This window comes from Staphylococcus sp. HMSC036D05 (assembly GCF_001836225.1).
GTDB lineage: Bacteria > Bacillota > Bacilli > Staphylococcales > Staphylococcaceae > Staphylococcus > Staphylococcus caprae.
Genome location: NZ_KV827781.1, coordinates 76,917 through 100,592, shown reverse-complemented (window position 1 = coordinate 100,592; position 23,676 = coordinate 76,917). Strand labels below are relative to the sequence as shown.

General features: G+C 34.3%; 21 protein-coding genes. 8 read left to right on the top strand and 13 right to left on the bottom strand.

Features of this window, described 5'->3' with window-relative positions; translation table 11 throughout:
- Positions 1 to 30 precede the first annotated feature (30 nt).
- The gene (locus HMPREF2580_RS05215) at positions 31 to 720 is read right to left on the bottom strand and encodes a metal-dependent hydrolase (protein ID WP_002443366.1); all 690 of its coding nucleotides are present in this window, start codon (positions 718 to 720) and stop codon (positions 31 to 33) included.
- 170 nt (positions 721 to 890) lie between these two features.
- On the opposite strand from HMPREF2580_RS05215, the gene HMPREF2580_RS05210 reads away from it, so the two are divergent.
- Positions 891 to 1,946, top strand: coding sequence for a M24 family metallopeptidase (locus tag HMPREF2580_RS05210; RefSeq protein ID WP_070830891.1), 1,056 nt, complete (start codon positions 891 to 893; stop codon positions 1,944 to 1,946).
- A 46-nt stretch (positions 1,947 to 1,992) separates the two neighbouring features.
- Here the strand turns inward: HMPREF2580_RS05210 and ald are convergent, their stop codons facing one another.
- On the bottom strand, positions 1,993 to 3,111 hold the full coding sequence (ald, locus tag HMPREF2580_RS05205) for an alanine dehydrogenase (protein WP_037541508.1): 1,119 nt from the start codon (positions 3,109 to 3,111) through the stop codon (positions 1,993 to 1,995).
- Positions 3,112 to 3,253: 142 nt separating this feature from the next.
- Here ald and HMPREF2580_RS05200 point away from each other — a divergent pair, with 142 nt between their 5' ends.
- Positions 3,254 to 3,754 (top strand): universal stress protein, encoded by a 501-nt coding sequence (locus HMPREF2580_RS05200; protein WP_037541509.1) that lies wholly within the window; start codon positions 3,254 to 3,256, stop codon positions 3,752 to 3,754.
- Between the two features lie 237 nt (positions 3,755 to 3,991).
- Here the strand turns inward: HMPREF2580_RS05200 and HMPREF2580_RS05195 are convergent, their stop codons facing one another.
- From HMPREF2580_RS05195 to ezrA, 7 genes are all read right to left on the bottom strand, one after another.
- The gene (locus tag HMPREF2580_RS05195; RefSeq protein WP_070830888.1) at positions 3,992 to 5,239 is read right to left on the bottom strand and encodes an acetate kinase; all 1,248 of its coding nucleotides are present in this window, start codon (positions 5,237 to 5,239) and stop codon (positions 3,992 to 3,994) included.
- Positions 5,240 to 5,328: 89 nt separating this feature from the next.
- Positions 5,329 to 6,276: a class I SAM-dependent methyltransferase gene (locus tag HMPREF2580_RS05190; protein WP_044466754.1), complete on the bottom strand. Its 948-nt coding sequence runs from the start codon at positions 6,274 to 6,276 to the stop codon at positions 5,329 to 5,331.
- A 127-nt stretch (positions 6,277 to 6,403) separates the two neighbouring features.
- Complete coding sequence (gene tpx, locus HMPREF2580_RS05185) at positions 6,404 to 6,898, bottom strand: thiol peroxidase (RefSeq protein WP_002443381.1); 495 nt, start codon at positions 6,896 to 6,898, stop codon at positions 6,404 to 6,406.
- A gap of 199 nt (positions 6,899 to 7,097) precedes the next feature.
- Positions 7,098 to 7,874 carry a sulfite exporter TauE/SafE family protein gene (locus HMPREF2580_RS05180; RefSeq protein ID WP_070830885.1) on the bottom strand — a complete coding sequence of 259 codons (777 nt, stop codon included), beginning with the start codon at positions 7,872 to 7,874 and terminating at the stop codon, positions 7,098 to 7,100.
- Between the two features lie 57 nt (positions 7,875 to 7,931).
- Positions 7,932 to 9,155: a tRNA uracil 4-sulfurtransferase ThiI gene (gene thiI, locus HMPREF2580_RS05175; protein ID WP_070830882.1), complete on the bottom strand. Its 1,224-nt coding sequence runs from the start codon at positions 9,153 to 9,155 to the stop codon at positions 7,932 to 7,934.
- Positions 9,155 to 10,294, bottom strand: coding sequence for a cysteine desulfurase family protein (locus tag HMPREF2580_RS05170; RefSeq protein WP_070830879.1), 1,140 nt, complete (start codon positions 10,292 to 10,294; stop codon positions 9,155 to 9,157). Before HMPREF2580_RS05170 ends, thiI begins: the two co-directional genes overlap by 1 nt.
- A 186-nt stretch (positions 10,295 to 10,480) precedes the next feature.
- Positions 10,481 to 12,175, bottom strand: coding sequence for a septation ring formation regulator EzrA (gene ezrA, locus HMPREF2580_RS05165; RefSeq protein WP_044466740.1), 1,695 nt, complete (start codon positions 12,173 to 12,175; stop codon positions 10,481 to 10,483).
- Positions 12,176 to 12,311: 136 nt separating this feature from the next.
- On the opposite strand from ezrA, the gene HMPREF2580_RS05160 reads away from it, so the two are divergent.
- Together HMPREF2580_RS05160 and rpsD are read left to right on the top strand one after the other, a co-directional pair.
- A complete protein-coding gene (locus tag HMPREF2580_RS05160) occupies positions 12,312 to 12,779 on the top strand; it encodes a GAF domain-containing protein (RefSeq protein ID WP_070830876.1) in 468 nt (155 codons plus the stop codon).
- Positions 12,780 to 12,999: 220 nt separating this feature from the next.
- Entirely contained in the window at positions 13,000 to 13,602 is a 603-nt protein-coding gene (gene rpsD / locus HMPREF2580_RS05155) for a 30S ribosomal protein S4 (RefSeq protein ID WP_002443392.1), read from the top strand.
- A gap of 214 nt (positions 13,603 to 13,816) precedes the next feature.
- Here rpsD and HMPREF2580_RS05150 read toward each other — a convergent pair whose 3' ends face one another.
- Complete coding sequence (locus HMPREF2580_RS05150) at positions 13,817 to 14,563, bottom strand: glycerophosphodiester phosphodiesterase (RefSeq protein ID WP_070830874.1); 747 nt, start codon at positions 14,561 to 14,563, stop codon at positions 13,817 to 13,819.
- 77 nt (positions 14,564 to 14,640) lie between these two features.
- Between HMPREF2580_RS05150 and HMPREF2580_RS05145 the strand changes: the two genes are divergently transcribed.
- The 3 genes from HMPREF2580_RS05145 (at position 14,641) to serA (ending at position 17,957) form a co-directional block, all read left to right on the top strand.
- Positions 14,641 to 15,081, top strand: coding sequence for an OsmC family protein (locus tag HMPREF2580_RS05145; RefSeq protein ID WP_070830871.1), 441 nt, complete (start codon positions 14,641 to 14,643; stop codon positions 15,079 to 15,081).
- Positions 15,082 to 15,208: 127 nt separating this feature from the next.
- The gene (locus HMPREF2580_RS05140) at positions 15,209 to 16,372 is read left to right on the top strand and encodes a pyridoxal-phosphate-dependent aminotransferase family protein (RefSeq protein ID WP_070830868.1); all 1,164 of its coding nucleotides are present in this window, start codon (positions 15,209 to 15,211) and stop codon (positions 16,370 to 16,372) included.
- Complete coding sequence (gene serA, locus HMPREF2580_RS05135; RefSeq protein WP_070830865.1) at positions 16,362 to 17,957, top strand: phosphoglycerate dehydrogenase; 1,596 nt, start codon at positions 16,362 to 16,364, stop codon at positions 17,955 to 17,957. The genes HMPREF2580_RS05140 and serA overlap by 11 nt, the downstream gene beginning before the upstream one ends.
- A gap of 371 nt (positions 17,958 to 18,328) precedes the next feature.
- On the opposite strand, the gene HMPREF2580_RS05130 is transcribed toward serA, so the two are convergent.
- The 3 genes from HMPREF2580_RS05130 to HMPREF2580_RS05120 form a co-directional block, all read right to left on the bottom strand.
- Entirely contained in the window at positions 18,329 to 19,456 is a 1,128-nt protein-coding gene (locus HMPREF2580_RS05130; protein WP_070830862.1) for an HAD family hydrolase, read from the bottom strand.
- Between the two features lie 127 nt (positions 19,457 to 19,583).
- On the bottom strand, positions 19,584 to 21,059 hold the full coding sequence (gene nagE / locus HMPREF2580_RS05125) for an N-acetylglucosamine-specific PTS transporter subunit IIBC (protein ID WP_070830860.1): 1,476 nt from the start codon (positions 21,057 to 21,059) through the stop codon (positions 19,584 to 19,586).
- Between the two features lie 397 nt (positions 21,060 to 21,456).
- The gene (locus HMPREF2580_RS05120; RefSeq protein WP_070830857.1) at positions 21,457 to 22,074 is read right to left on the bottom strand and encodes a lysophospholipid acyltransferase family protein; all 618 of its coding nucleotides are present in this window, start codon (positions 22,072 to 22,074) and stop codon (positions 21,457 to 21,459) included.
- Between the two features lie 216 nt (positions 22,075 to 22,290).
- Between HMPREF2580_RS05120 and HMPREF2580_RS05115 the strand changes: the two genes are divergently transcribed.
- Entirely contained in the window at positions 22,291 to 23,541 is a 1,251-nt protein-coding gene (locus HMPREF2580_RS05115) for a S1C family serine protease (protein ID WP_002443408.1), read from the top strand.
- Positions 23,542 to 23,676 lie beyond the last annotated feature (135 nt).

Sequence of the window (23,676 nt, the reverse complement as noted above, 5' to 3'; positions counted from 1 at the left end):
ATGTTATATTTACTAATTTACTATTCCAAATTAAAATTCTACAGATTGACCTGGTTCAAGGATTTGTACTTCCCCTACATTTACTGCATCTTTAAATTGTTGAGGATCTTGTTCAATTAATGGGAACGTATTGTAGTGAATAGGTACACTAATTTTCGGTTTAATAAATTCATTGATTGCATAACTTGCATCATCAATTCCCATCGTAAAGTTGTCACCGATAGGTACGAAACATACATCCACTGGATGACGTTCAGCAATTAATTTCATATCACTAAATAATCCAGTATCTCCCGTATGGTAAATTGTTTTACCTTCTGCTTCAACAACAATTCCCATTGGCATACCTAGATAAACTGGAATTCCATCTTCATGAGTAAAGCTTGAACTGTGGAATGCTTGCACAAATTTCACAGTACCAAAGTCAAATTCAGCTTTACCGCCGATATTCATACCATGTACATTTTCAACACCGTGATAAGTTGATAGATAACCTTGTAATTCTGCTGAACCTATCACTACCGCGTGATTTCGATTGGCTAGCTCTACAACATCACCAAAGTGATCAGCGTGTCCATGCGTTAAAATAATATAATCTACATCTAATGTTTGTTCGTCTAAATCACATTTATCATTACCAGAAATAAATGGATCGACGATGACCTTTTTACCGTTTCCCTCGAAATAAATTGTTGATTGACCATGAAATGATAATTTCATTTATATAGCCCTCCTCAAATGTTCTCTGTCATCAGTATACCCTAGCTACCCTTGTTTATAACACTGTTTCTGAAAATGCTTTAACAGAAAGTGATAGTACCTCAATTTTTGAAAAGGATAACGAATTAGAATAAAATTAAACTAAACTAATACAATGGAGGATGTTTGATATGACTAAAACAGAAGAAATCAGAAAAGTCTTACAACAACAAAATGCCGATGCAGCTTGGATTACTACCCCACTTAACGTATATTACTTTACTGGATATCGTAGTGAACCACATGAACGTTTATTCGCATTACTCGTCCAAGCAAACGGTGAAGATGTCTTATTTTGTCCGAAAATGGAGGTTGAAGAAGTCAAAGCTTCACCTTTCGACGGGAAAATCATTGGTTATTTAGATACTGAAAACCCATTCGACTTATATCCGAAAACATTTACGACATTACTTATCGAAAGTGAACATTTAACTGTTAAACGTCAACGTGAATTGTCTCAAGCATTCGATGTTCAAGTCTATAGTGACCTTGACCAATCAATTAAAGATTTAAGAAACATTAAATCTCAAGAAGAAATTGAAAAAATTAAAAAAGCTGCGGAGCTCGCAGACAAATGTATAGAAATTGGCGTGTCTTATCTTAAAGAAGGCGTTGAGGAACGTGAAGTCGTTAATCACATTGAAAATGAAATCAAAAAGTACGGCGTAAATGAAATGAGTTTCGACACAATGGTATTATTTGGAGACCATGCAGCTTCTCCTCACGGCACTCCTGGAGACAGAAAGCTTCAAAATAATGAATATGTGCTATTTGATTTAGGCGTAGTTTATGAACATTATTGTAGCGATATGACACGAACAGTAAAATTTGGAAACCCTAGTCAAGAAGCTGAAAATATCTATAACGTTGTATTGAAAGCTGAACAATCTGCAATAGAAGCAATCAAACCTGGAGTGACAATAAAAAATATCGATAAAATCGCTAGAGATGTTATTAGCAATGCAGGTTACGGAGAATATTTCCCGCATAGACTTGGTCACGGGTTAGGATTAGAAGAACATGAATATCAAGACGTTTCAAGTGTAAACGAAAATACATTAGAAGCGGGCATGGTGATTACAATTGAACCTGGAATTTATGTACCCGGAATCGCAGGCGTACGTATCGAAGATGACATATTAGTCACTGAAAATGGCTACGAAATACTTACACATTATGAAAAATAAAAAGCTCGGCTGATTTTAATAATCAGCCGAGTTTATCTATCTTAAACTATTTATTAAGTGCATCTTCCACTGAAGTATATTCTAAATTAAATGCTTCAGCTACACCTTTATTTGTAACATGACCTTTATACGTATTTAAACCTAAAGAAAGTGCATGATTAGATTTGAAAGCTTCTCGATATCCTTTGTTAGCTAAGATTTGTGCAAACGGTAAAGTTGCATTATTTAAAGCTAATGTTGAAGTACGTGGAACTGCACCAGGCATATTCGCGACCGCATAATGTACAACGCCATGTTTTGTATACGTTGGATCATCATGTGTTGTGATTTTATCTGTTGTTTCGAAAATACCACCTTGGTCAATAGCGATATCTACAATCACAGAGCCGCTTCTCATTTGCTTAATCATATCTTCAGTAACTAAGCTTGGTGCTTTAGCTCCTGGAATTAATACTGCACCGATAACTAAATCACTTTGTTTAACGTACATTTCTATATTTAGTGGATTGGACATAATCGTATGCACTCTTCCATTAAATAAGTCATCAAGTTCTTGTAAACGTTTAGGATTAACGTCAAGAATCGTAACATCTGCACCTAATCCTAAAGCAATTTTAGCAGCATTCGTACCTGCTTGACCCCCACCAATGATAGTGACTTTTCCTTTAGGGACACCAGGTACACCGCCTAGTAAAATACCCATACCGCCGTTAACTTTTTGTAAGAATTCAGCGCCAATTTGAGCTGACATTCTACCAGCAACTTCACTCATTGGTGATAAAAGCGGTAATGATTTGTCAGGTAATTGAACCGTTTCATAAGCAATACCAATTACTTTATTATCTACTAAAGCTTGTGTTAATTTCTCTTCATTAGCTAAATGTAAATATGTGAAAAGAATTAACCCTTCTTTAAAGAATTGATATTCTGATTCTAATGGTTCTTTAACTTTGACTACCATATCAACATCCCAAATTTTAGATTGTTCTGATACAATCTCAGCACCAGCTTCTTTGTAGTCAACATCTTCAAAATATGAACCTAGTCCTGCGTTAGTTTCTACTAAAACTGTATGTCCTTGTTCAACGAGTGCATGTACACCACTTGGTGATAAACTCACTCTATTTTCGTTATTTTTTATCTCCTTAGGAATACCAATTTTCATTCCATCCACCTCCTATTACATCCTAACGCGAAAGCAATGAAAGCGCAATCAGAAAAAATACACAAAATTGTAATTATTAATAATTAAATATTCTGTAAATTGTGTTAAAATGAGAATAAGAAAGATGAAGGGGGCACTAGCGATGATTACTTATAAAAACATTTTAATCGCAGTCGATGGTTCACATGAAGCAGAATGGGCTTTTAATAAAGCTGTAGGAGTTGCTAAACGTAACGATGCTAAGTTGACAATTGTTAATGTCATCGATTCAAGAACTTACTCTTCTTATGAAGTCTATGATGCTCAGTTTACTGAGAAATCTAAACATTTCTCTGAAGAATTACTCAAAGGTTATAAAGAAGTGGCTTCAAACGCAGGTGTTAAAAATGTAGAAACACGCCTAGAATTTGGTTCACCAAAAGCAATTATACCTAAGAAATTAGCTCATGAAGTTGGTGCAGATTTAATTATGAGTGGTACGTCAGGATTAAATGCTGTAGAACGTTTTATTGTAGGTTCAGTTTCTGAAGCAATCGTACGTCATGCGCCATGTGATGTATTAGTCGTACGTACTGAAGAAATTCCTGAAGATTTCCAACCACAAGTTGCTACACCTAAACTACGCGAAAGATATCAAGATTAAGATTAAATATATTCTTATTTTTATGAGAGTCAGTTAATTACTGACTCTTTTTATTTTTGAAAGACAATCTATTCAAAGCTGCTCCATCATAGAAGATAACTATCGAACAATTTCCTCTATTTCAATCCTCTATTCAAAGCCATTTCCCTTTATTAAATCACTGGTTCACTTCTTAAAATAAAACCGCATAATCTCCTATGAGGAAACCATGCGGTTCATTTTACTTACTTTTATATTTTAAGCATCTTGTGCTTCAGTATTTTCATTTACTGTTTCATTTGACTCGTCTTTAAGACCACCATATTTAATCACATCTCGTGAAATCATAACTTCTTCATCTGTTGGCACGACAAGTACTTTAACAGGTGAATGCGGATAGTTAATATAACCTTCCTCGCCATGTAGGCTTTCATTCTTCTTAGGATCCCAATAAACGCCCATAAACTCTAAGCCTTCTAACACTTTGCCACGAATAATATGAGAGTTTTCTCCAATTCCAGCTGTAAATACAATCACATCTACGCCTTGCATTCTAGCTGCATATGAGCCAATATATTTATGAATTTTAGATGCAAACAAATCTAATGCAACACGTGCACGTTGACGACCATGTTTAGCTTCTTCTGTTAAATCACGTAAATCACTTGATGTACCTGTTAAACCAAGTAATCCTGACTCTTTATTTAAAATATTTAAAACTTCATCAGCTGTTTTGCCAGTCTTTTCCATAATAAAAGGAATTAATGCAGGGTCTAAATCACCTGAACGTGTACCCATCGTCACACCTGCTAGCGGTGTGAATCCCATAGAAGTATCAATGGACTCGCCACCATCAATCGCTGCAATTGAAGCACCATTACCAATATGGCATGAAATAATTCTCAAATCTTCTATTGGTTTACCTAAGATATCAGCTGCTCTTCTAGAGACATATTTATGACTTGTACCATGGAATCCATATTTACGAATACCATAATCTTCATAATAATGATATGGCAAGCTGTATAAATATGCTTGTTCAGGCATTGTTTGGTGGAATGAAGTATCGAATACTGCCACATGTGGAATGTTAGGCAATAATTTTTTAAATGCTCTAATCCCAATAAGATTCGCAGGATTATGTAGCGGTGCTAACTCACTTAATTCTTCAATTTGAGATTCTACTTCATCAGTTACAACGACTGATTTAGGGAATTTCTCCCCTCCATGTACAACTCGGTGACCTGTACCTTCAATCTCATTAATATCTTCAATCATGTTATGTTCTTTAAAGCTTTCTAACATAATATTAACTGCTTGTTCATGATCATTTATATCTCTAACATCAGTAAGCTTTTCCCCTTCAACAACAATCGTGAAAATAGAATCGCTTAAACCAATACGTTCAATAACGCCTTTGGTTACTAACTTTTCTTCCGGCATTCTAATTAACTGGAATTTCAAAGATGAACTACCAGCATTTACCGCCAAAATTAATTTTGACATAGGTCATTGTCCTCCATCATTTGTTTAGTTATTTTTTTCACATACACTATTTTATCATTAATACAGTTTGAATACTATATTGTTACAGATTAATTTTTTGTATGATTTGTGACCATCCATTGATTTAATTCTCTAATAAATCCTTGGAATTGTTGAGGATTTTTAAAATCAGGTATATTCGCTAAAAATACTTCAACTGGTTTAGTTTCTTGCGGTTGTTTTTTCTGAAGGATTAATATAGATTTACGTGCTTTTTCATTTTTAAACAGCGTCGTTGGTAAATTTAAAAATGCTTGCATTTCTGTCTCTGTTGCAATGAATTTTTCCAACTGTTTCACTTTATCTCCTGTGAAAATATCACTTGGAACAACTAAGAATGCGTAACCTGCCCCTTTTAACGCATTAATCGCTTGTTCAATGAGTAGATAATGTGAATAGCTATGCCCCTCTTCAAAACCAAGCTTCATTTCTTTACTTCTTTCGTCGACTGGATAATATCCAATTGGAAAATCACCAATCACTACGTCAGCTTCTTCTAAAGGTAAAGGCATGATTGCATCTTGAGGATAAACATCAAATGGTATTTCTAAAAAATTAGCCAAATGAACGCTTACACGTGATAAAACTGGGTCAACTTCTATTAAATGGTGCATAATTGTCGTATCAGAAAGCACTTCTTTAACAGATGCACTTAAATGACCAGCTCCACTTGCGATATCAACCACATGCATTTCTTCCTTATCTTGCATAAATCGTTGAACTAAAAAGCCAAGTATTAACCCAATTGAATCTGGCGTAATCTGATGATTAGCTTGGATATTTTCCTCTTGCATTAAACTTAAATATGCAAACTGAAAGGCTTTTCTTCTATCTTGTAATGTTGCCTGTTCAAGAAGATCTCTTTTATTTGTGTAAATATCTTCCATAGCTAATCCTAAGTTTTCTATGAAACTTTGCCCGTTCTCTTCGTTTAAGGATTTTGCTTTTTCATCTAACGTATGGAATAAGCGTTCCATAATTGTATTTTTCTCAGTCATAAAAAAATCCTTTCTAATAAAAAGTGCCCATTCTTCATTCATAAGAGCGCATATACTTTTTTACTCTTTCTACTTCTCGAATAAGTATGGACACTTTGTTTTACACTGTCAATCATATCAATATAACTTAAATGTTGCGATAAGCCTCTAATGCTGCGTCAAAATCAGGGAAGTTTGTTCCTTCGCTAACAATTTCTTTATAAACCACTTTATTATTTTCATTTAATACAAAAACTGAACGTGCTAAAAGTCTTAATTCTTCCATTACTACACCAAAGTTTTTGCCAAATGATAAATCTTTGTGGTCACTCAACGTAATTACATTGTCTAAACCATTCGACGCACACCATCTCTTTTGCGCAAATGGTAAATCTACTGAAATTGTTAATACTACCCCATCTTCTTGAGATGCTTCTTCATTAAATTTACGCGTTTGTTGGTCACAAACACCTGTATCAATAGAAGGCACAACACTAATTAATTTCTTTTTCCCTTTATAGTTATCTAATGTAACTTGATTCAAACCATTGTCTAATACAGTAAAATTAGGAGCAGTCTCTCCTTCGTTTACTTGTTGTCCTAATAATGTAACAGGATTATTTTTAAATGTAACTGCAGTCATATTGATGACCTCCCATAAACTAAGTATTTAATATAATCATACGACAAAATTTACTGTTAATTCAATTTTTTAAAGTACAAGATTTAAAATTTTGAATAATACTTCTCACATAGCTCTAATTTTCATACAAATAAAAAGGTGGGCAATAAAAAAGAACTGATTTCAAGATTATTTAAAATCTCGATTTCAGTTCTAGCATCTAATGATTCATTAATTGTATTACATAATCATATACATTTTTTATAATAAGTACTGCGGTTACTACAATAAATAAAATTTTGACGTATCCTACACCCTTTTTCAAAGCAAAATGGGCTCCTAAATATGAACCAACAATCATACTCACTGCCATCAAAAGACCATATGCGTAGTTGACTTGTCCTAAGATAATAAAAAGCAATATTGCTCCACCATTTGAAGCAAAGTTCAAAACTTTAGCATTTCCAGCAGCGCTTAAAAAGTCAAAACCAAACATTAATAAAGCGAACAACATGAATGATCCAGTGCCTCCGCCTAAAAATCCATCATAAAAACCTAAAATTGAAAATAATATAACTAAGATAATTGCTTTACCAATAGTAAGTGAAGTAAAAGTTCTCACACTACCCCAGTCTTTTTTTAAAACGGTATAGATAATCACAAGTGTTAAAATGACGATAATGAGTGGCTTTAAAACCTCTGCAGGTAAATAAGTAGCAAGGATTGCCCCACCTCCTGAAGCAATAAATACAAATGGAAACAATTTCCCGACTACCTTTAAATCTACTTTACCTGAGCGTAAAAATTTATAAGCACTTGTTAGCGTGCTAAAAAAACTTGCGAATTTATTTGTGCCAAGCGCAACAGAAGGTGGCAACCCAACTGCAAGAAGTGCTGGTGTTGAAATTAATCCTCCGCCCCCAACGACTGAATCTATAAATGAAGCGATAAACCCAAAAAATATAATCATAAAAATTACTGAAAGATGCCAATCCATGATTTATTTCTCCCCTTCGTTATTCAAAAACGTTCACCTATGTTTAATAAATTTATTTTAAAATAAATCTTCAATTAATGCATCAGTAGATTGTTCTTTTTCACTTTTATAATTAGGGTCTATGGTTAATGTTTCAATATTGTCCACAGCTGTTTGAATCATGTCTTCAAAATCAAAGACGCTTTCATATTTTTCGACTTTATCAAAGTCTGGTTCAGTTACTGGATTCTTTGGTGTAAAGATTGTACAGCAATCTTCAAAAGGTTGAATAGACGTTTCAAATGTACCTATCTCTTTCGCTTTTTTAATAATGTCTTCTTTATCAAGTGTCAGTAAAGGTCTCAACACAGGTGTAGAAGTCACGTGGTTGATTGCGTACATACTTTTTAAAGTCTGACTAGCAACTTGACCTAGGTTCTCCCCATTTACAATCGCATGTGCGCCAATTTTATGCACGAAAGCATCTGCCACACGCATCATTATTCTTCGCGTCGATGTCATCGTATAACGTGGATGAACAACTTTATTGATTTGTTTCTGTAATTCAGTGAAAGGCACGATGTGTAGTTTGATAGGCCCCACACGTTCTGACAATATACGAGTCAATTCGATGACTTTATCCTTGGCTTTCTCGCTCGTAAACGGTGGACTGTGAAAATGAATTGCTTCAATAGTAACACCACGTTTCATGACTTCCATACCTGCTACAGGAGAATCTATGCCTCCACTTAACATAAGTAAAGTTTTGCCTCCAGTACCCACTGGTAGTCCTCCAGATCCAGGAATAATCTCTTCATAAATATAGACTGCGTCTAAACGTATCTCTACTTTAATTTCATGATCAGGACGTTTCACATTAACTGTTAAATCTTCAGTTTGACTCAATATCTTGCCCCCAACTTCACGCTGTAAAGTATACGTATCGAGTGGAAACGATTTATCAACACGTTTAACATCGATTTTAAACGTGGTGTCTTTCTCAAAACTTTGAGCTAGTTGAACTGCTGATTCATTGATTGCTTCTTCAGTTTTATCTGTTTTGATTACAGGACTAATGGACTTAATACCGTAAACTTTGGATAAACGTCGAATAATTTCATTCATATCGGCATTTTCATCTAATTCTACATACATGCGGTCACGTTTCCCTTTGACGTGATAGCCATCTAACGGGATTAACGCGCGTTTAACATTGTCTTTTAACTGATTAACAAACTTTTTACGGTTCGTTCCTTTTAACGTCAACTCACCATATCTTACGAGCAAATGATCGTAATGCATTATTTTAACAACTCCTTCACTTCTTCATATACCATTTTAAAAATATCTTTGAACGCCTGTATATCCGCTTCACTTGTTTGAGCACCTAATGAAATTCTGATGCTGCCTTCTATTCTTGAATCAGAAAGACCCATCGCTAATAACACTTCATTTAGCTTACCTCGTTTAGATGAACATGCACTCGTTGTTGAAACCATTACACCATGTTTTGAAAATGCATTCACAAGTACTTCACCTTTGACGCCTGGAAAGCCAATATTGATAATATGTGGCGCTCCATTTTCAGGAGAATTGATATAAACACCTTTAAACTCTTTTAAAAACGTCACAATAGCTTGATTGAACAATTTCAGCTTACGATTTGCCTCTTCTGTTCCCTGAACAGCTTGTTTAATCGTCTTAACCATAGAAATCGCCATCGGTAGATTGACCGTACCACTTCTTAAACCATACTCTTGTCCGCCACCATGAATGACTGGTTCAATATTTTGTATATTTTTAATTAACAGTAAACCTTGACCTTTTAAACCATTGAATTTATGTCCACTTAAACTCAAACTAACAATACCGTTGAAGTTCATTGGGATTTTACCTAATGCTTGCACGCCATCCACATGAAAATGCGCACGTGGATAATCTTTTAAAATGTCAGCAATGTCTTGAATCGGTTGTATTTGTCCCATGACATTATTCACATACATACAAGTCACAAGGCCAACTTTGTCACTCATTAAAGATTTCAAATGATCAATATCAATTGTGCCATCTTCTTTTACATTGATATATTTGAGTTTAAATCCCTGCTTCTCTTCTAAATATCTCATTACTTCAAGTACTGATGGATGCTCAAGCACTGAAGTGATAATTTCGTTTGCTGTTTCTTTTTTTCTATATGCAATGCCTTTAAGCGCCATATTGTTAGATTCTGTAGCACCACTCGTAAATATGATTTCATATTGATGCGCTAAATCCAAAGTACGATTAATTTCTTCTTTAGCTTGTACTAATAATTTCTCTGCTTGTAATCCTGCTTGATGTGGACTATTCGGATTGAAGTATAATGTTTGGTTCACTTTTACAAATGAATCCACAACACTTTCATCAGCTTTAGTTGTGGCTGCATTGTCTAAATAAATCACTGATAACACTTCTCTTTCACATTAAATTCATTTATTTGAAAATGATTTTTACACGCGCAAATCATTCTTTTTAAAATTTGGATACTCAAGCATTATACTATTTTCTCGCAAAAATAAAAGAGAGTAAGACTGAAATCTTTTCTTCCAAGGAAGGATTTCACTGTCTTACCCTCTAATGAGTGATGATTATTCTTTAATGACTTGTTCTTCAATGTGTTTAGTAATTCCAGGTTCTACACTTTCAAGTGCCTCTTCTGAAATTTCAATTGAGCGTTTGTAACGATTATTTTTGAATAAACGTTCCGCTTCATTAAGACTCTTATCAACACTATGATGATCTTTACGATATCTATTACCGTATTGAATTAATTTCTCAGCGTATACTGCATTGATTAATACATCATTTGCTTCATCTTCAAATGTATTCATTTGAATAACAATTTTAGCAACTTTGTCTTTCAATTGTTTCACATGAATTGGACGTTCGCTAAATTGATTATTCACTTCACGTACTTCATTATCGATTTCATTCTTCATAATAATGAAACGTTCAGGTACACTCGTTAGATTTGAAGCTAATAAACGTCTGTATACTTCTTCTTTTTTAGATTGAACTCTTAATAAGTTGTCTTCTGCTTCCGCTTCATCTTCACGTAACTGAATAAGGTGATTTTGAAGCTTATCTTGCTTTTCATTAATGACTGAAACGTGGTCTTCAAGATATTGTAAATTATCTTGAACTTCACTGTATCGAACAGCTGATTTAGACATTTCTTTTAAAATGTCATCATATACTGAAATTAAGTTTTGAATTTCATTTTCAAACTGACGAACACTTTGTGCATCTGATTCATTAATATAGTAATTTTCACGCACATATTCGATTTCTGTTTGAAGCGTGTAATTCATATCTTTCGCTTTAAATAAGTCGTCAGTAATCACATCTTTAGTTTCTTCGACTTCATTTTTAGCTTTAACTTCATGTTCGATAAGGTCGTACATTTCGTCTAACTTGTCGTTAATACTTTCAAGTTTGTCATTCGCTTGATCTAATTCTAAGCGACTAATCATAGGTTCTACGAAACTTAATTCTGTCTTAAGGCTTTGTACAGTTCCGTCTACTTTGACGTGATCTAAATCATAACCTTCAACTTTTAAGTCTCTACAACCATATTTCAAGTCTTGGAATTGACCAGGTAATTCTTTTTGCGTTTCACGAATAAGTTCTGGAATTTCTTCCATGTAACCTTTTAGGTTTTCAATTTCATCATGTAACGCTGCGATATGATTGTGTGCTTGTACGTAGTTACCTTCGGATTTTAATGTTTCATACTCATTGAGTTTAGGCTCGAATTTTTCGATTTCCTTTTCCAATGGTTGAGCAGCTTCTCCGAATTGATGACGGTTAGCCAATACATCACGCTTCATTTCACGATGATCTACCTTACATTTCTCATATAAACCTTCATTTTCCTTATGTAAAGTTAAGATTTCATCAACCTGAGTGACTTGATGATTATAATTGTTCTCATATTGATCCATGAGTTCATTTGCATCATCAATTTCAGTTTGTGCTGCAGAAAATTTAAACTTGTCTAAAAGTTCTTCTGCATTTTGAATTTTCTCTTCAACGGGAGCTAAGTATTTATTTGTATTTTCTGTGTTGTCTTTTTTCATCGCATCATACTTAGTCTTTGTTTCACCTTTCAAGTTTAAATCATGCAATTTTCTAAGATTGTCATCAAAAGGTAGCTTTTCAATTTCATTTTTGCGCTCTTCAACTTTTCCAACTGAATTTCTCTTATTCGAGCGCATATAGAACAATATGCCTATAGCAATTAATATAATTACGAGTATTGCTAATATGATAAATAACACCATATACTTCTCCTCCTATTTTATCATCTCTTATTATAACGTAATTTCTCTTTTCATTAAATCAGAAAATGAATTAATTGCTAGATTATTTTCAAAACTTTATACTATTAAAAAATTCTTATGAAGAGGTGCGGTAAAGATGAACGTGAAAGAAACAAATTATTCAATGGTAACAAAGCAGTTATCAAGCTTAATTGAAGAGGAAACAAATTTAATTGCGATACTTAGTAACACCTCTGCCCTACTTAATGATGCGCTTGATCAAGTCAACTGGGTTGGTTTCTATTTAATAGAAGGAAATGAATTAATCTTAGGACCATTTCAAGGTCATCCAGCGTGTGTACACATTGCAATTGGTAAAGGCGTATGTGGCACTGCAGTTTCTGAAAACACAACACAACGTGTAAGTGATGTTCATCAATTTCCAGGACACATTGCATGTGATGCAAATAGTCAATCAGAAATTGTCGTTCCGGTACGTATTAATAATGAAGTGATTGGTGTTTTAGATATCGATGCACCAATTAAAGATAGATTTTCTCAAGAAGATCAAGATGGTTTAGAACAAATTGTTCATATTCTTGAAAAACAGTTAAGCCAATCGTAAAAAAGTATTGACACTTTTGAATAAACTGATACAATGAACTTTGTGTGAATTAACGAAAATAGCAGTTATATATTATCAAGCTCTATGTTGTTCCCGATGCGGACGTGTCACGTAACTGACGCTATAAGGTGAAGACACATAAAACAATATATCTCGATAAGCATATAACACTCTTTTTTGTTTATTCATAACAACAAAAAAGAAAAAGGAGGAGTCTTACATGGCTCGATTCAGAGGTTCAAACTGGAAAAAATCTCGTCGTTTAGGTATCTCTTTAAGCGGTACTGGTAAAGAATTAGAAAAACGCCCTTACGCTCCAGGACAACACGGTCCTAACCAACGTAAAAAATTATCAGAATATGGTTTACAATTACGTGAAAAACAAAAATTACGTTACTTATATGGAATGACTGAAAGACAATTCCGTAACACATTTGACATTGCTGGTAAGCAATACGGTGTACACGGTGAAAACTTCATGATTTTACTTGCTAGTCGTTTAGACGCAGTAGTTTACTCATTAGGTTTAGCACGTACACGTCGTCAAGCACGTCAATTAGTTAACCATGGTCACATTGAAGTAGATGGCGGTCGCGTTGATATCCCATCTTACTCATTAAAACCTGGTCAAGTGATTACAGTTCGTGAAAAATCACAAAACTTAAATATCATTAAAGAATCAGTTGAAATCAACAACTACGTACCAGAATATTTAGACTTCGATGCTGACAGCTTAAAAGGTACTTTCGTTCGCTTCCCAGAACGTAGCGAGTTACCAGCTGAAATCAATGAACAATTAATCGTTGAGTACTACTCAAGATAATCGATTACAAATTTTACCCCGGTTCCATTTTGGAATCGGGGCTTTTTCATAGAGCCAGTTATGTAATTACTGGCTCTTAGTGCATGAGCGTCAGCTCATGTATACCTCTCAACGATTGAGGTTAGTGGCATTTATGCATAAGCTTTAGCTTAGGCGTTCCTTTCTTCAGCCAGTTATGTAATTACTGGCCTTCACACCTCTGCTTGTCTCTTTTTTATAATTTAAAGATATCTTCTGGAATATCTGAAATCACACCATCCACCTCAACATCGATTAATTTCTTAACCGCTTTAGACTCATTAACCGTATAAGGTAACACCTTCAACATTTCCTCATGCGCATGTTTCATAAATCGTTTTGTCACTAATGCATAATTAGGATTCGCATAATCTGCGACTTTTGCAATTTCTTTAAAGTTAGGCAACTTATACCAATATTGTTTCTTACTCAGTAACACACCTAACTCAAACTCTAAATTCATATCTGCTAATTTTTTTACACAATCAAAGTCAAACGATTGGAGAATCACCTTATGTTTAGGCATGCCACGTTCTTTTAACTTCTCAACAATCATTTCTTCAATCCCAGGATATTGAGATGGTTTTTTAATTTCTAGAAGTAATGTTTTCGAAAAATGATCAACCAAGTCTAACACTTCATCAAGTGTTGGAATACGTTCACCTTTGAACTTATCTCCTCTATACGCTCCGAAATCAAATTCTCTCAATTCATCTAAAGTATAATCTATGACTTTCCCCTTACCATTCGAAGTTCGATCTATCGTATCGTCATGAATAACAACAAGTTGTTTATCTTTAGTATAATGTACATCAATTTCTAACATATCAATATGTAACATCAGCGCATGTTTATAGGCGATCAGTGTATTTTCAGGATAATCTTCAGGCAAACCTCTATGCGCTACAATTTGAAAAGATTGATTTGGACGTGCGATTTTCATGAAAGTCACCTTTCTTTTAATCTTTTTTAAATTACTCTAAACTTAAATTACCACATTCTCACAGGAGGTCAATCTATATGGTCAAGCACGATTTCAAAGTAGAAACAAAATGGCAAGGTGGGCGTGACAAAGTAGGAACTGTGAAAGGCGATATCATCGAATCACAAATTTCAATCCCCTCTTCTTTAGGCGGTAAGGGAATTGGAACAAATCCAGACGAAATGTTAGTATCAGCTGCATCGTCATGCTATATCATTTCACTTGCTGCTACTTTAGAAAGAGCTGGTTATACCGATATTCAAATTCACCAGCAATCCATTGGTACAGCTTCCTTTGAAAATGGAAAATTCCAAATGGAACGTATTACTCATTATCCAGAAATACATGTGAATGAAGCTAATAAAGAGAATCTTGAAAAAAGATTATCTAAACTTTTAGAGATTGCAGATCGTAACTGTATGATTTCTAACTCTATAAGAAATAATGTAGAAGTTGATATCGAACCTACAATATTATAAATCGTAAGAGCTATTACATATTTAAAAATGTAAACGTTTTACAATAGTGATAGCTCTTTATTAGACTTTAAAATATTCAGAATATTTGCTAAAATAGAAAAATCTTACACAGTGGGAGGAATGTTTTATGCAGTATTATCAACCCTTATTATTAACTCCAGGTCCAACGCCAGTACCTGACTCAATCATGAGTGCAATTCAATTACCAATGGTCGGCCACCGCTCTAAAGACTTTGAAGACATAGCCGATGAGGCATTCAAAGGACTCAAACCTATTTTCGGAACTAAAAATGAAGTGCTTATCTTAACTTCAAGTGGTACAAGTGTTTTAGAAGCTAGCATGCTCAACATTGCTAATTCTGAAGATCACATTGTCATCATCGTATCTGGCGCATTTGGTAACAGATTTAAACAAATTGCTGAATCATACTTTAAAAATGTACATATTTATGATGTCACTTGGGGAGAAGCTGTTAAAGTTGATGAATTTATCAACTACTTAAAGGAATTAGATGTTAAGGTTTCAGCGGTATTCACACAATTTTGTGAAACATCTACAGGCGTTTTGCACCCTGTTCACGATTTAGGACATGCACTAAAAAAATATGACGATTCATTATATTTTGTAGTCGATGGCGTAAGTTGTATTGGCGCAGTTGAAGTCGATTTAACAAAGGATAAAATCGATGTCCTTGTATCAGGTAGCCAAAAAGCAATTATGTTACCTCCGGGGCTTGCGTTTGTTGCTTATAGTGATAGAGCTAAAGAACGCTTTGCTGAAGTCACTACACCAAGATTCTATCTCGATTTAAATAAATATCTTAATTCTCAAGAACAAAATTCTACGCCGTTTACACCTAATGTTGCTTTATTTAGAGGTGTGAATGCATACGTTGAATTAGTCAAACATGAAGGATTTAATCACGTCATTCAACGTCATTATACGATTCGTGATGCATTACGCACTGCCCTAACATCACTAGAATTAGAGTTACTTGTAAAAGATGATTCATACGCCTCTCCTACTGTGACATCCTTTGTGCCTAATAATAAAGAAGAACTAAGTTATATTAAAGATCAGCTCAAATCTCGTTTTAATATTACAATTGCGGGTGGTCAAGGTCATCTAAAAGGTCATATTTTACGTATTGGCCATATGGGAAAGGTCTCTCCTTTTGATATCCTCTCAGTTGTTTCAGCATTGGAAATTCTTTTAACAGATTTTAGAAAAGAAAATTATATTGGTAAAGGTATTGCTCAATTTATGGAGGTTATCAAACATGCGTCATAAAATTTTAGTTTCAGATCCTATCTCAGAAGAAGGTTTAAAAAGTTTACTTGATCATGATGAATTTGAAGTGACTATTCAAACAGATTTATCCGAAGAAGAATTAGTCAATCAAATTGGTAGTTACGAAGGATTAATTGTACGTAGTCAAACTCAGGTGACAGAGAAAGTCATCCAAGCAGCATCTCAACTTAAAGTCATTGCTCGTGCAGGTGTTGGTGTAGACAATATTGATATTGATGCTGCCACTTTAAAGGGTATCTTGGTCATTAATGCACCTGACGGAAATACCATTTCAGCCACTGAACATTCTATTGCGATGATATTAGCAATGGCCCGTAATATTCCTCAAGCGCATCAATCACTTCGTAATAAAGAATGGAATCGTAAAGCCTTTCGTGGTATAGAACTTTATGGTAAGACACTAGGTGTCATTGGTGCTGGACGTATCGGTTTAGGTGTTGCGAAACGCGCTCAAAGTTTCGGTATGAAGATTTTAGCATTTGATCCTTATTTGACTGAAGATAAAGCTAAATCATTAGATATTCAAAGTGCAACTGTAGATGAAATTGCTGAAAATGCAGACTTCGTTACTGTGCATACACCACTCACACCTAAAACACGTGGGATTATTGGTGAGGCATTTTTCAAAAAAGCAAAACCTAATTTACAAATTATCAATGTAGCTCGAGGTGGCATTATCGATGAAGATGCACTGGTTAATGCATTAAATAATGGTTTGATAGACAGAGCTGCAATCGATGTATTTGAACATGAACCTCCTACTGATTCACCATTAATTGAACACGATAAAATCATTGTCACTCCACATCTAGGTGCTTCAACTGTTGAAGCTCAAGAAAAAGTAGCAGTCTCAGTCTCAGAAGAAATTGTAGACATATTAACAAAAGGAACTGTTGAGCACGCTGTCAACGCACCGAAAATGGACTTAAGTCATGTTGATGAAGCAATACAATCATATGTTGACTTAAGCACAACAATTGGTGAATTTGGTATTCAACTGTTAGAAGGTGCGCCAAGTGAAATTAAAATTACCTACGCTGGAGATTTAACAACAAGTGATACAAGCTTAATCACAAGAACAATTGTTTCAAGTGTGCTTAAAGAAGATTTAGGTGATCAAGTCAATATTATCAATGCGCTCGCATTACTCAACCAACAAGGTGTGACTTATAATATTGAAAAACAGAAAAAACACTCTGACTTCAGTAGCTATATTGAACTTGAATTAAAAAACGACAAAGACCAAATTAAAATCGGTGCTACAGTGTTAGCCGGTTTCGGTCCAAGAATCGTTCGTATTAACAACTTCTCACTTGATTTCAAACCAAATCAATATCAAATTGTGACATGTCATAAGGACAAACCTGGAATTGTAGGTCATACTGGTAATCTCCTCGGTAATCATGGCATTAATATTGCTTCTATGACACTTGGTCGAAATGATGAAGGTGGAGAGGCACTCATGATTCTGTCTATTGATCAACAAGCCACTGATGAAGTTATTAAAATTTTAGAAGAATCAGGCGGATTTAATAAAATTATTAGTACAAAATTAACAATTTAATACAAAAGTCATATAGTCTGTAACATACTTCAAAAAAATAATAGCATTAAGATGATTTCAATTAGAAATCATCTTAATGCTACTTTTATATTCAATACTTCGTATTGATAAGCTCCCTTGCCGCGGGCATGGCTTGGGAGTGATACAGAATTCTAGAATTTAAGAATTCGTATTATCACCCCCGCAAGGATGATTAGATGTTGAGCCATTTTATGAGCTCAATATCAATCAGCTACTGCGTAGCCTGTCTTTTAAAAATCAATTAACTCTGCAAGTAGTCTCAAGACGCATGCTATTCCTGCAGGCGTGTCGCCATCAATACTTCGTGTATCTTCTAAGAATAATGATTTTATTTCAACTTCTTCAAATATCTATAATAAAATATTTCTTATTTTCGTTACGTCTTCAACGATATAATCTGCGCCGTACGCTTCAAGCTCTGGCTGTGCCTTATCTCCTTTTAGACCTGTGAGCGTACCAATAAATGTGGCACCGATCTTTTTAGCACTTAATAAATCTGCAAGCGAATCCCCTACGATAAATACTTCATCTTTATTCACAATATTTTCTTGATGCGTTACATATTCTTTATATTTATCTCTATCATTGCCTTTTAAAGTAGCAATGTAACTAAACGGATTAGGTTTACCTAATGGTTGATATTCCGGATAGTCCTCTTCAGCATCTAAAACTTCACTAGCTGTAACAATATGTTTATCATCAAAGTATGTTTTCAATCCTAGCGACTCGAATGGAATAATCGTCTCTGTTCGTGGACGTCCTGTAGCAATTGCTAAGTGATATCCTGCCTCTTTTAAGTGTTGTAACAAAAGTTGAATTTCTTCTTTAGGTTTAATGATCACCTCTTCATAAATGAAGCCCTTCTTGAAATCATTTAATGCATATCCTTCTTCAACCTTATTAAATAATTCTTTCCCCAAGTACCATTCTTGATATGTATCTTTAGCCAGTTGCCATAAATTACTTTTCAATCTGAATAAAGCTGTATCTTCAATTTTTAATTCCTCTTTTGCATATGCTTCTAAATCTTCGTAAATGGCATCTTTTCCATTTCTAAAGGAATCAATAACTTTTAAAGGTCTTTCATAATCGATATCCGTATATACTAATTGTTTATTCATATCGAATAAGGTTTTTTCATCAAAAGCAGTTGAACTTAGAAACTCACTTCTAAGTGGTTTCTTTAATTGTTTAGCAATATCAATGAGATGGATACTAAATACAATAAACAACATATCCCAGTTTGAATTTAAACCTAGAGATTTCAATTGGTTTAATATTTTATCATTTTGGAAGACGCGGGCACGAATCTCCTGAATCTTCGCATCGTCTAAGTCATTTTCAAAATCTATGTATTCTCCACATCCTAGAAATGTACCATAATTCGTTAATAACTCTTCTACTGTAATTGCTGAAACATCAAAACAACGTTCCTCACTTAAAAACACACCATCAACATCAAATAAAATGGACTTCATTATTCACACCTTGCCTTTCAGAAAATTCTGATACAACTTATATTACATGTTTAGTGATAAAAGGGCAAACCCCTTGCGGATTCGCCCTTTTAATTTTCAAATGATTTAAATCAGGTCACTATAAATGTCACACATGCATTTGCTTTTCGATTTCGTCTGCAACTTGTTGTACATGTGTTCCTATGATTACTTGTGTTGAATGTTTACCATTTTTAGTAACACCTACAGCACCCGCGTTTTTAATTTTTTGTTCATCGATAATAGAATTATCATTTAACTCCATTCTGAGTCGTGTTGCACAGTTTGTTAAACTTGAAATATTTTCACTACCGCCGAGACCCTCTAAAATTTGTGAAGCAGTATGATAATATTTTCCTTTAGATTCTGAACGATTGGCAGAACCATTTTCAGTAGTAGCATTAGCCGTTGGATCTGCAAGTTCATTATCCCCTCGACCAATTGTATTCAAGTTAAATACTTGAATGACCACTCTAAATATCACGTAGTATAACACGAAGAAAACGACGCCTTGTATAAGTAACATCCACGGTTTATTGGAAACTGGATTAACTAGTGACAAGACAAAGTCGATTAAACCTGCACTAAATGAGAAACCTGCTGTCCAGTGGAAAATAGCTGCAATAAATAGCGATAAACCTGTCAATGCAGCGTGAATCACAAAAAGAACCGGTGCAACGAACATGAAAGCAAATTCAATCGGTTCAGTGACACCAACAAAGAATGCTGAAATAGAGCTTGCTAAGAACCAAGCATATACTTGTTTCTTCTGACTAGATTTCGCAGTATGATACATCGCAAGCGCAGCTGCAGGAATACCAAACATCATGACTGGGAAGAAACCAGCTTGATATCGACCAGTAACCCCTTTAACCGCATCTTTACCACTTTGGAATTTACCAATGTCATTGATACCTGCAGTGTCAAACCAGAAAACGTTATTTAAAGCATGATGTAGACCTGTTGGAATTAATAGACGATTGAAGAAACCATAGAGTAGTGCTCCAAATGGCCCCATTCCTACAATCCATTTACCAAAAGTAACAATCGCATTAAATACGGGCGGCCAAACGAAGAGTAAAATAATCGCTAAGAATGTACAGAAAAATGCTGTCATAATTGGTACTAAGCGTTTACCACTAAAGAATGACAATGCCACTGGTAACTCTGTTTCACTAAACTTGTTATAGCAATAGGCTGCAATAAGGCCAATTAAAATTCCAACAAACACATTTCCATTAGTCATTTGCTCAAAAGCAGTATTGACATCTGTCGTTTTCACTTGTAATAAAGGTGCTAGTTTCTTTGGTGATAATACGACAGTAACAATGAAAAATCCTAAAGTCGCCGCTAATGCAACTGCACCATCGTTTTTCTTTGCCATGCCTATCGCAACACCAATTGCAAATAATATCCCTAGTTGTTCGAGAATCGTTTCCCCTACACTTGTAAAGAACATCGCAACTTGAGGAAGTACTGACAATGCATTTAGCACATGTCCTATACCTACAATAATGGCTGCAGCAGGTAATACTGCAACGGGTAGCATTAATGACCTACCTAAATTTTGAAAAAATTTGTACATAAACTTCATCCCTTTTATATGATTTAACAACTGTAATCAATAAGTTTGTCTATTATGTAAAATTAATGAATCGGACTGAAAGAAAATCTAGTGAATCGAGTATCAACATTTGCATAACGCGATGTATCGATATCTTCACTTTATCTATTAAAGAATCTCTCTACAGCCTGAAATAAACATTATCTTAAACCTTTATGTAATAGTAATTAATTTCACTTAATTAATTTACCATAAAATAAGACTTTATACAGGCTATATTTTTAAATAATTATAACTATTTCGTGAGTTTATGGCTTTTCCATGAAAACGCTTCATTTACAAGCCAAAATTTAAGAACGTCAATCACATTTAAATTGACGTTCTTTTTAATTGCTTATTTAAAGTTAAAAATTTAACTTTATAATCGTTCAGCAATCGTGTTTAATTCTTTTTGTAATTGTGCTGTTCGTCTTTCGATTTCTTTAGTTAGATAATCTACTTTTTCATTTCGTTTTAAATCTTTTGGAATATCACTTGTATCAATAGGTTCACCAATTTTTATCATAGCTTGACCTGTAATTAAGCCATGAATTTTTTTAGGTCCTACATACGCTGCTGGTAAAATTGGTGCTTTACCTAACATCGCAATTGTAGCTGCACCACGTTTCAATGGTGCGCCTTCAACAGAAGTACGATGACCAGTTGGGAAGATTCCAACCGTTTTATGTTCTTTAAGTAAGTTGATTGGACGTTTCAAAGTACTTGGTCCTGGATTCTCTCTATCAACTGGGAACGCATTTAAAGAACTTAGGAATTTGCCACCCCATTTATTACTAAATAGCTCTTTTTTAGCCATATAGTGAATTTGGTTTGGTAATAATGCCATACCTAACATGATCACTTCATTATAACTTTCATGCGTACATGTCACTACGTATTTACTATCTTTCGGGATATTTTCTTTTCCGATTACATATAATGATTTAGCCATTTTGACTAATATAACGTCTAAAATTTTACTAATAATGCCGTACATTATGTCACCTGCTTCTTGATTTTGTTTTTTAACATATAAATTTTATCATTTCCCACAATCAAGAACAATAGAACGTATCCTATACGCGATTAAAGTTTTATTTTAAAAAATGGGACATATTTCAAGATACATCTAAAGTCTGATAGTGGTTTACTAGCAAAATTTAATAAAAAAATACATAATTATATATAAGAGAATATTATTTGGAGGTTAAATATGTCAGATCAAACTCAACATTATCAGTCTTATGATAATCATCCCCAACCACCACGTCATAGAAGACCACGATTCCCATGGTTTAAGACGATACTCGTCGCACTCATCGCCGGTATTATAGGTGCGTTACTTGTATTAGGTATCGGAAAGGTACTCAATCATACCGTACTTAACAAAGATGGCTCATCCGTACAAGAAGTAACAAATAGTAAAGGTGGCAATCAACTGGATGGGAAAAGTGATAAGTATAAATCTGTCCACGATATGATTAAAGACGTGTCACCTGCCATTGTTGGTGTTATCAATATGCAGAAATCTTCAAGTTTAGATGACTTATTAAAAGGCAAATCCTCAAAACCTGAAGAAGCTGGGATCGGTTCAGGTGTTATTTATCAAATTAGCAATGGTTCTGCTTATATCGTAACGAATAACCATGTTGTTGATGGTGCATCAGAAATAAAAGTGCAATTACATAACTCAAAACAAGTCAAAGCGAAATTAATTGGTAAAGATGCCCTTACGGATATCGCCGTGCTAAAAATTGATGATACTAAAGGAATCAAATCTATCAAGTTTGCTAATTCGTCGAAAGTTCAAACTGGAGATAGCGTCTTTGCAATGGGTAATCCACTAGGACTTGAATTTGCAAACTCTGTAACTTCAGGCATTATTTCAGCGAGTGAACGTACGATTGATGCGAATACGACAGCTGGTAACACTAAAGTGAATGTACTACAAACAGACGCAGCCATTAACCCAGGTAACTCTGGTGGTGCTTTAGTTGATATCAACGGTAATCTTGTAGGAATCAACTCAATGAAAATTGCTTCTGAGCAAGTTGAAGGCATCGGATTCGCTATTCCAAGTAATGAAGTGAAAGTGACCATTGAACAACTTGTTAAACACGGTAAAATCGAACGCCCTTCTATCGGTATCGGATTAATTAACTTGAGTGAAATTCCAGAATCATATCGTAAGGAACTTCATACGACGAGAGATTCAGGCATCTATGTTGCTAAAGCCGATAGTGGTAACGCAGTGAAGAAAGGCGATATTATTACGAAGATTGATGGTAAGAATGTGAAAGATGACACTGATTTAAGATCTTATCTCTATGAAAATAAAAAACCAGGTGAATCAATTACATTAACAGTAATTAGAGATGGTAAAACTAAAGATATTGATGTCAAACTGAAAAAACAAGAAAGCACATCTTCATCCGCTCAATCACAAAGCCAATTCGCACAATAAATTTTGTTTAACAAATTAAAGAAAGTACCTTATTTATAAGGATATATCATTAAAATGACAATTTAATACAATACATTGAATAAGGTATTGAATATAGATATAGCAGTAAAATGATTTTAATTAGGAATCATCTTA

Coding starts and splice junctions, on each gene's coding strand:
- HMPREF2580_RS05195 (WP_070830888.1), bottom strand. CDS start 5,239: ATGTCAAAATTAATTTTGGCGGTAAATGCTGGTAGTTCATCTTTGAAA.
- HMPREF2580_RS05115 (WP_002443408.1), top strand. CDS start 22,291: ATGTCAGATCAAACTCAACATTATCAGTCTTATGATAATCATCCCCAA.
- serA (WP_070830865.1), top strand. CDS start 16,362: ATGCGTCATAAAATTTTAGTTTCAGATCCTATCTCAGAAGAAGGTTTA.
- rpsD (WP_002443392.1), top strand. CDS start 13,000: ATGGCTCGATTCAGAGGTTCAAACTGGAAAAAATCTCGTCGTTTAGGT.
- HMPREF2580_RS05160 (WP_070830876.1), top strand. CDS start 12,312: ATGAACGTGAAAGAAACAAATTATTCAATGGTAACAAAGCAGTTATCA.
- HMPREF2580_RS05200 (WP_037541509.1), top strand. CDS start 3,254: ATGATTACTTATAAAAACATTTTAATCGCAGTCGATGGTTCACATGAA.
- HMPREF2580_RS05215 (WP_002443366.1), bottom strand. CDS start 720: ATGAAATTATCATTTCATGGTCAATCAACAATTTATTTCGAGGGAAAC.
- tpx (WP_002443381.1), bottom strand. CDS start 6,898: ATGACTGCAGTTACATTTAAAAATAATCCTGTTACATTATTAGGACAA.
- ezrA (WP_044466740.1), bottom strand. CDS start 12,175: ATGGTGTTATTTATCATATTAGCAATACTCGTAATTATATTAATTGCT.
- HMPREF2580_RS05140 (WP_070830868.1), top strand. CDS start 15,209: ATGCAGTATTATCAACCCTTATTATTAACTCCAGGTCCAACGCCAGTA.
- HMPREF2580_RS05190 (WP_044466754.1), bottom strand. CDS start 6,276: ATGACTGAGAAAAATACAATTATGGAACGCTTATTCCATACGTTAGAT.
- HMPREF2580_RS05150 (WP_070830874.1), bottom strand. CDS start 14,563: ATGAAAATCGCACGTCCAAATCAATCTTTTCAAATTGTAGCGCATAGA.
- ald (WP_037541508.1), bottom strand. CDS start 3,111: ATGAAAATTGGTATTCCTAAGGAGATAAAAAATAACGAAAATAGAGTG.
- HMPREF2580_RS05145 (WP_070830871.1), top strand. CDS start 14,641: ATGGTCAAGCACGATTTCAAAGTAGAAACAAAATGGCAAGGTGGGCGT.
- HMPREF2580_RS05210 (WP_070830891.1), top strand. CDS start 891: ATGACTAAAACAGAAGAAATCAGAAAAGTCTTACAACAACAAAATGCC.
- HMPREF2580_RS05180 (WP_070830885.1), bottom strand. CDS start 7,874: ATGGATTGGCATCTTTCAGTAATTTTTATGATTATATTTTTTGGGTTT.
- HMPREF2580_RS05120 (WP_070830857.1), bottom strand. CDS start 22,074: ATGTACGGCATTATTAGTAAAATTTTAGACGTTATATTAGTCAAAATG.
- nagE (WP_070830860.1), bottom strand. CDS start 21,059: ATGTACAAATTTTTTCAAAATTTAGGTAGGTCATTAATGCTACCCGTT.
- thiI (WP_070830882.1), bottom strand. CDS start 9,155: ATGCATTACGATCATTTGCTCGTAAGATATGGTGAGTTGACGTTAAAA.
- HMPREF2580_RS05130 (WP_070830862.1), bottom strand. CDS start 19,456: ATGAAGTCCATTTTATTTGATGTTGATGGTGTGTTTTTAAGTGAGGAA.